Genomic DNA, 8,265 nt, shown 5'->3' with positions numbered 1-8,265 from the left:
GCGCCGCCACCACCCGGCACGTGTCCGCAAGCGACCACACCCCCGCCACATGGGCCGCCACCAGCTCACCCAGCGAATGCCCCATCAGCACGTCCGGGCGCACACCCCACGACTCCAGCAGCCGGAACAACGCCACCTCGAAGGCGAACAGCGCCGGCTGAGCCCACTGCGTCGACTCCAGCACCTCGCCCGGACCATCGAGGACCACGTCCCTCAGCGACCCCGGCAGCAGCCCGTCGAACGCCGCGCACACCTCGTCGAACGCTCCCGCGAACACCGGGAACGCCTCGCCCAGTCCGCGTCCCATGCCGACCCGCTGCGAGCCCTGGCCCGAGAACACCACCGCGAGTCCGCTTCCGGCGTCCGTCGCGCGGACGAGGCCCGGGTGCGGTCGGTCCTCGGCCAGCGCGTCGAGCGCGGCGTGGCAGGTCTGTGCGTCGGGGGCCGTGACGGCGGCCCGGTGGTCGAGGGCGGCGCGGTGCGCGGCGAGGGTGAGACCGATGTCGTGCGGGTCGGGTGCCGGCGCGGGGCCGTCCAGGAGGTCGCGGAGCCGCGCGGCCTGGGCACGCAGCGCGTCCGCTGTCCGGGCCGAGAGCAGCAGGGGGACGACCGGCAGCGGCCGGCCGGTGTCCCGGTCGGCGCCGGTCGCGTCGGTGTCGCCCTGTTCGAGGATGAGGTGGGCGTTGGTGCCGCTGACCCCGAACGCCGACACGCCCGCCCGGCGGGGGCGCCCCGTCTCGGGCCAGGGCCGGTTCTCCGTGAGCAGTTCCACCGCCCCGGCCGACCAGTCGACCTGCCGCGTCGGCTCGGCCACATGCAGGGTGCGCGGCAGCGTCCCGTGCCGCAGGGCCAGCACGGTCTTGATGACACCGGCCACCCCGGCGGCGGCCTGGGTGTGCCCGATGTTCGACTTCAACGACCCCAGGTACAAGGGCCGCTCACGATCCTGCCCGTACGCGGCGAGCACCGCCTGCGCCTCGATCGGATCACCCAGCCGGGTGCCCGTCCCGTGCGCCTCCACCGCGTCCACGTCCGACGGCGACAGGCCCCCGCTCGCCAGCGCCTCCCCGATCACCCGCTGCTGCGACGGCCCGTTCGGCGCGGTGAGCCCGTTCGAAGCGCCGTCCTGGTTCACCGCCGAGCCCCGGACCACCGCCAGCACCGGATGCCCGTTGCGGCGGGCGTCCGACAGCCGCTCCATCACCAGCACGCCCACCCCCTCCGCCCACCCCGTGCCGTCGGCCGTGTCCGCGAAGGCCTTGCAGCGGCCGTCGGCGGCGAGGCCGCCCTGGCGGGCGAAGGCCTCGTACGCGGCGGTCGTGGCCATCACGGCGGCGCCGCCGACGAGGGCGAGGCCGCACTCGTCGTCGCGCAGCGCCCGGGCGGCGTGGTGCAGGGCGACGAGGGAGGAGGAGCAGGCCGTGTCGACGGTGACCGCAGGGCCCTCCAGGCCGAGCGTGTAGGCGATCCGGCCGGAGAGGACGCTGCCGGCCGAGCCGGTGAGGGCGTAGTCCTTGCCCTCCTCGGTGGTGAGGGCGAGGGCCGCGTAGTCGAAGTGGCCCGCTCCGACGAAGACCCCGGTGCGGCTGCCGCGCAGGGACAGCGGGTCGATGCCGGCGCGTTCCAGGGCCTCCCAGGAGGTCTCCAGGAGCAGCCGCTGCTGCGGGTCCATGGCGAGCGCCTCACGCGGTGAGATGCCGAAGAACGCGGCGTCGAAGCCGGCGAGGTCGTGGAGGAATCCGCCCTCGCCGGGCAGGACACGCCCGTCGCCGGGGTCCTCGGTGTGCCAGCCCCGGTCGGCCGGGAAGGGGGTGATGCCGTCGCGGCCCTCGGTGACCAGCCGCCACAGGTCCTCGGGCGAGGCGACGCCGCCGGGCAGTCGGCAGGCCATGGCGACGACGGCCACGGGGTCGTCGGTGGCGGCGGATACGCGGGGCCGGGCCGGTGCCGCGGCGGGCTCGGCCCTCAGGAGGGTGCGCAGTTCGGCGGCCACGGCGGCGGGAGTGGGACGGTCGAAGACGAGGGTGCCGGGCAGACGCAGACCGGTGGCGGCGGCGAGCCGGTTGCGCAGGTCCACGGCGGTCACCGAGTCGAGGCCGAGGTCGCGGAAGGCGGCGTCGGCGCCGATCTCGGACACGTCGGCGTGGCCGAGGGCGGTCGCGGCACAGGAGCGTACGAGGTCCAGCAGACGGCGATCCCGTTCGCGGGCGGTGAGTCCTTTGAGCGTGTCCGCCAGGGCCGAGGCGTCGCCGGTGCCCTGGGGGTCGGTGTTCTGTGCGTCGGTGTCCGGTCCGGCGGTCCGGGGAGCGGCCTCGGGGATGTCGTCGAGGAGGGTGCGGTGCCGGGAGAGACGGAAGCCGGCGGCGAACGCCTGCCAGTCCATGTCGGTGACCGTCAGCCCGGTCTCGCCGTCGGCGACGGCGTCGAACAGCGCGGTGACGGCGGTGTCCGGGTCCATGGCCCGTACGCCGATCCGCTCGAACACCCGCTGGATGCGGGCGTCGACCATCCCGCCGCCGCCCCAACTGCCCCAGGCCACGCTGGTGGCGGTCAGACCGCGGGCGCGGCGGCGGACGGCGAGGGCGTCGAGGTGGGCGTTGGCGGCGGCGTAGGCGGCCTGGCGGGCGCCGCCCCAGACGGCGGCGCCGGAGGAGAAGAGCACGAACGCGTCGAGGTCGCGGCCGTCGAGGAGTTCGTCCAGGTGGCGGGCGCCGCTGACCTTCCCGGCCGCCATCGCGGCGAGGTCGGCGGGGGTGGTCGTGTCGAGCCGTTCGAGCCCGCTGACGCCGGCGGTGTGCACGACGGCGGTGAGGGGCTGTTCGGCGGGGATCGCGTCGAGGACGGCGGCCAGGGCGTCACGGTCGGCCGCGTCACAGGCGGCGAGCGTCACCCGGGCGCCGAGCGCGCGCAGTTCCTCGGCGAGCTCGGTGGCGCCCGGCGCGTCGGCGCCGCGGCGGCCGGTGAGCACGAGGTGCTCCGCGCCCTCCCGGGCCAGTCGGCGGGCGACATGGCCGCCGAGGGCACCCGTGCCGCCGGTGATCAGGACCGTGCCGCGGGGCCGCCAGCGGCGTGCGGGGGCCGCGGTGGCGCGCGGGGCGCGGACGAGTCGGCGGACGTGGGTACCTGAGCCGCGCAGCGCCCACTCCTGTTCGTCGCCGGGCGCGGCAAGGACGGCGCAGAGCGCGCGTGCCGCCGTGTCGTCGAGCCGGACCGGCAGGTCGACGAGGCCGCCCCACACGCCGGGTGCCTCCAGCCCGACGGCCCGGCCGAGGCCCCAGACCTGGGCCTGTTCCGGGCTGGGTCCGTCGGCGGTCTCGTCGGCCGGGGTGCGGGTGTCCGCTCCCACGGAGACCGCTCCCCGGGTCAGGCACCACAGCGGCCCGGCGCCGCCCGCGTCGAGGAGCGCCTGCACGGCCGTCAGGGTGGTGGCGGTACCGGCCGGGACGCTCGGACGGCCCGGGCACGGCGTGATGTCGGTGCCGAGCAGTGAGACGACACCGGTCGCGCGTGCGTGCCCGCGCAGCAGTCCGGCGAGTTCCTCGCGCGGTGTGGCGGCGGTGACGGTGACCCGGTCGACACGGGCGGCGCCGTGCGCGGCGAGGGCGTTCGCCGTCCAGTCGGACAGGTCGTCGCCCGTGTCGTCGCCGGGTACGAGCAGTACCCAGTCGCCGGTGAGCCGGGCGCGCGGCGGCTTCGGGACGGGCTTCCAGGTGACGCGGTAGCGACAGCGGTCGGTCGCGGCGGTGCGGCGGGCCGCCGCCCGCCAGGCGGCCAGCGCGCGGACGGTGGCGGCGAGCGAGTCGTCGGTCCCTACGCCCAACTGCGCGGCCACCGCCGGTAGGTCGCCCTGGTCGACGGCCTCCCACAGGGCGGCCGTGACGGGATCGTCCGCGCCGGCCGGGGCGGGCCGGTCCAGCCAGTGCCGGGAGCGCTGGAAGGGGTAGGTGGGCAGGTCGACCCGGCGGGCCCCGCCGCCGGCGAGCAGCACCGTCCAGTCGACGGGAGCGCCGTGCGCGTACGCCTCGGCGAGGGCCTCCACGAAGCGTTCCGGCCGGCCGCCCGGTCCCCTGCGCAGGGTGCCGAGCACGGCGGCGGTCGTCCCTTCGGCGGCCTCCAGTGTGCTCTGGACGGCTCCGACGAGCACCGGGTGCGGGCTGACCTCGATGAACACGGTGTGTCCTTCGTCGAGGGCGGCGCGGGTGGTCTCGTCGAACCTGACGGTGTGGCGCAGACTGCGGTACCAGTAGCCGGCGTCGAGCCCGGCGGTGTCCAGCCGGCCGCCGGTGAGCGGGGAGTAGTAGGCGACCGTGCCGGAGCGGGGGCGTACAGGGGCGAGGAGGTCGGTGATCCGGTCCTCCAGAGCGGCCATCCGCGGGGAGTGGGACGCGTAGTCGATGTTGACGCGGTGGGCGCGGACCCCGTCGCGGGCGCAGGCGTCGGACAGTTCGTCCAGCGCCCGCTCGTCGCCGGTGACGACGGCCGTGGCCGGTCCGTTGACGGCGCCGATGTCGAGACGGCCGGCCCAGGGGGCGATACGGGCGCGTACGGCGTCGGCATGTTCGGCGACGGAGAGCATGCCGCCGCGGTCCGGCAGTTCGGCCAGGGCCCGCGAGCGCAGGGCGACGACGCGGGCACCGTCGTCGAGGGTGAGCGCGCCGGCGACGACCGCGGCGGCGATCTCGCCCTGGGAGTGGCCCATGACCGCGTCGGGCCGTACCCCGCACGACGCCCACAGGTCGGCGAGGGACACCATCACCGCCCACAGCACGGGCTGGACCACGTCCACACGTGTCAACGGCCCTGCGGCGTCCGGGGCGCGCAGGACGTCGGTGAGCCGCCAGTCGGTGAACGGGGCGAGGGCTTCCTCGCACTGCGCCATACGGCGCGCGAACACCGGCGAGGCGTCCAGCAGGTCCACCGCCATGCCCGCCCACTGGGAGCCCTGGCCGGGGAACACGAACACCGTGCGGGCGGGTTCGGGGGCCGGGTGGTGGCCGGTCACGAGGCCCTGCGGGGCAGCTCCCTCGGCGGCCCCCGCCAACAGGTCCAGCAGACCGTCACGGTCGGGGGCGAGGGCGACCGCGCGGTGCTCCAGGGGCGCCCTGGTGGTGGCCAGTGTCCGGGCGACGTCGGCCGCGGAGGCGTCGGCGGTGTCGGTCAGGTGCCGGTGGAGGTCGCGGGCCCGGTCCCGCAGCGCGGAGCGCGAGCGGGCGGTGAGCGGCCAGGGCAGCAGGGGCGGCGCGGCGAACGGAGCGGTGTCCGAAGGCTCGGGGGCGACGCCCGGGTCCGGTTCCTCGGGGGCCTGTTCGAGGATGACGTGGGCGTTGGTGCCGCTGATGCCGAACGAGGACACCCCGGCCCGGCGCGGTCGGCCCGCCGCGGGCCACGGCCGGCTCTCCGTGAGCAGCCGTACCGTGCCGTCGGACCAGTCCACCTCGGGGGTGGGTTCGGACGCGTGCAGGGTCGGCGGCAGGATGCCGTGCCGCATCGCCAGGACGGTCTTGAGGACACCGGCGGCGCCCGCGGCGGCCTGGGTGTGGCCGATGTTCGACTTCAGGGAGCCCAGCCACAGCGGCCGGTCCGCCGGGCGGTCCGGGCCGTACACGGCGAGCAGCGCCTCGGCCTCGATGGGATCGCCGAGCCGGGTGCCGGTGCCGTGTGCCTCGACGGCGTCGATGTCGGCGGCGGTCAGGCCCGCGTCGGCGAGCGCGGCCCGGACGACGCGTTCCTGCGCGGGTCCGTTGGGCGCGGTGAGGCCGTTGGAGGCGCCGTCCTGGTTGACCGCCGTACCCCGCACGACGGCGAGCACCGGATGCCCGTTGCGGCGGGCGTCGGAGAGCCGCTCGACGAGGAGGAGGACGGCGCCCTCGGACCAGCCGGTGCCGTCGGCACCGGCACCGAACGCCTTGCAGCGGCCGTCCGCCGCGAGACCGCCCTGCCGTTCGAAGGTGAGGAAGGTGCCCGGTGTCGGCAGGACGCACACACCGCCGGCCAGCGCCAGATCGCAGTCGCCGCGCCGCAGCGCCTGCGCCGCCAGGTGCAGGGCGACCAGCGAGGACGAACAGGCGGTGTCCACGGTGACCGCCGGGCCGTCGAAGTCGAAGGTGTAGGCGATCCGCCCTGAGGCGACGCTCGCGGTGGTGCCGGTCAGCACATGGCCGCCGGTGTCGTCGGACGCCTCGTCCAGCCGCGGCCCGTAGTCCTGAGCGACGAGGCCGGCGAAGACCCCCGTACGCCGGGACGCGGGCGAGCGCGGGGCGATCCCGGCGCGTTCGAATGCCTCCCAGGCGGTCTCCAGGAGCAGCCGCTGCTGCGGGTCCATGGCGGCGGCCTCGCGCGGCGAGACACCGAAGAACCCGGCGTCGAATCCGGCCACGTCCGGCAGGAAACCGCCCGGGAACGCGATGTCCCAGCCGCGGTCGGCCGGTACCGGGCCAATGGCGTCGTGTCCCGCGGCCACCAGGTCCCACAGCCGCTGCGGCGAGTCGGCGCCGCCCGGCAGCCGGCAGCCCACGCCGACGATCGCGATCGGCTCGCGCGCGCCGTCCTCGGCCCTGCGCAACCGCCCCCGGGTCTCGTGGAGTTCGGCCGTGACACGCTTGAGGTACTCGACCAGCTTGTCCGCTTCCGTCTCCGCCATGTGCGTCATTCCCCGCGCTCCTGCAGGTCGGTGCCGAGTTCCCGGTCGATGAAGGAGAAGATCTCGTCGACGCTCGCCGTCCGGAGCGCCGCGCGTACGCCGCCGTCCGGGGCGTGCGCGCCGTTCGTGCCGTCGCCCCGGGCGGGCGCGCCGGGGCCGCCTGGCGGAGCCGGTACGCTCCCGCCCGCCGGTGCGGTGACCGCGTACCGCTCCTCGCACCGGGCGAGCAGGGCCCGCAGCCGCTCGGCCGTACGGTGCAGTTCGCCGGGGTCGGCGGTGGTGCCGGTCAGGAGGTCCTCCAGGTGGTCGATCCCGGCGGCGAGGGATCCGCCGGCGGGCTGGTCGGGCGGCGCGAGCCGGGTGCGCAGATAGCGGGCGACGGCCAGGGGGGTGGGCTGGTTGAACAGCAGTCCGGCGGGCATGCGGCGCCCGCTCGCGGCGGTCAACCGGTTCCGCAGCTCGACCCCCATCAGCGAGTCGAAGCCCAGCTCCTTGAAGGTGCGGGCCACGTCCACCCGCCGCCCGTCCCGGTGGCCGAGGACGGTGGCCGCGTGCGCGCGGACCTGTTCGAGGAGGGCGGCCTCCTGTTCCGGGGCGGGCCGCCCGGCCACGACCTGGAGCCGTACGGGTGTGCCGCCCGACCGCTCCTCGCCGGGACCCGGGTCCGGCGCGGCGGGGTCGCGCCAGGCGCTGCCGGCCAGTTCCCGGAACAGGGGGAGCGCCTCGCCCTCGTGCGCCGCCCGGCGCACCACCGGCAGCGACAGCGCCACGGGCACCCGCAGCGCGGGCCCGGGCCGGCACAGCGCGGCGTCCAGGAGCGCCAGGGCCGGCGCCGGTTCGAGCGGCACCAGTCCGGTACGGCGCATCCGGCGCAGGTCGGTCTCGGTGAGCCGGCGGGTCATGCCTGAGCCGGGGAGCCCGCCGGCCACGCCTCCGGTCGCGGCCCACGGCCCCCAGGCGAGGGACGCGGCGGGCAGCCCCCGGGCGCGGCGCAGCTGGGCCAGCGCGTCGAGGAAGGTGTTTCCGGCCGCGTAACTTCCCTGTCCCGCCGCCCCGTTGATGCCGGAGACGGAGGAGAACAACACGAAGGCGGACAGGTCGGCGTCGGCGGTCAGCTCGTGCAGATGCCACGCGCCGTCGACCTTCGGCCGCAGTACGCGGTCCAGGTCGCCGGGGTCGATGGCCTCCACCACGGCGTCGTGCAGGACGCCGGCGGTGTGCACGACGGCCGTCAGGGGGTGTGCGTCGGGTACGGAGGCGAGGAGGGCGGCGAGCGCGTCCCGGTCCGCGACGTCACACGCGGCCACGCGAACGTCCACATCCACGTCCACGTCCGCGTCCTGGTCCTGGTCCTGGTCCTGGTCCGAGCCGAGCTCCGCACGGATCCCGGCCGCCTCCGCGGCATCGGCGCCGCGACGGCTGACCAGCAGCAGGTGGCGCACCCCGTAGCGGGCCACGAGGTGCCGCGCGACCAGCCGGCCCAGGGCGCCGGTGCCACCGGTGACGAGGACGGTGCCGTTCGGGTCGAGGGCGGTGCCATTCGGGTCGAGGGCAGTGCCGTCGGTGCTGTTGAGGGTGAGGGGGCTGCCGTTCGGGTCGGGGGCGGGGCCATTCCGGTCGAGGAC

The 8,265-nt window shown here is 76.4% G+C and carries 2 protein-coding genes; both read right to left on the bottom strand.

Annotated features, from left to right (window positions below; genetic code table 11):
* Positions 1-6,640, bottom strand: a 6,640-nt coding sequence (locus AOK15_RS47265; protein WP_420876970.1) for a type I polyketide synthase, incomplete at its 3' end; no start/stop codon positions are given.
* A gap of 5 nt (positions 6,641-6,645) precedes the next feature.
* On the bottom strand, positions 6,646-8,265 hold a 1,620-nt coding region (locus AOK15_RS25600), incomplete at its 5' end, for a type I polyketide synthase (RefSeq protein ID WP_157870368.1).

It is taken from the genome of Streptomyces ossamyceticus, assembly GCF_001418475.1.
GTDB lineage: Bacteria > Actinomycetota > Actinomycetes > Streptomycetales > Streptomycetaceae > Streptomyces > Streptomyces ossamyceticus.
The sequence above is the reverse complement of the archived record's forward strand: the minus strand, read 5'-3'. Positions and strand labels throughout refer to the sequence as shown.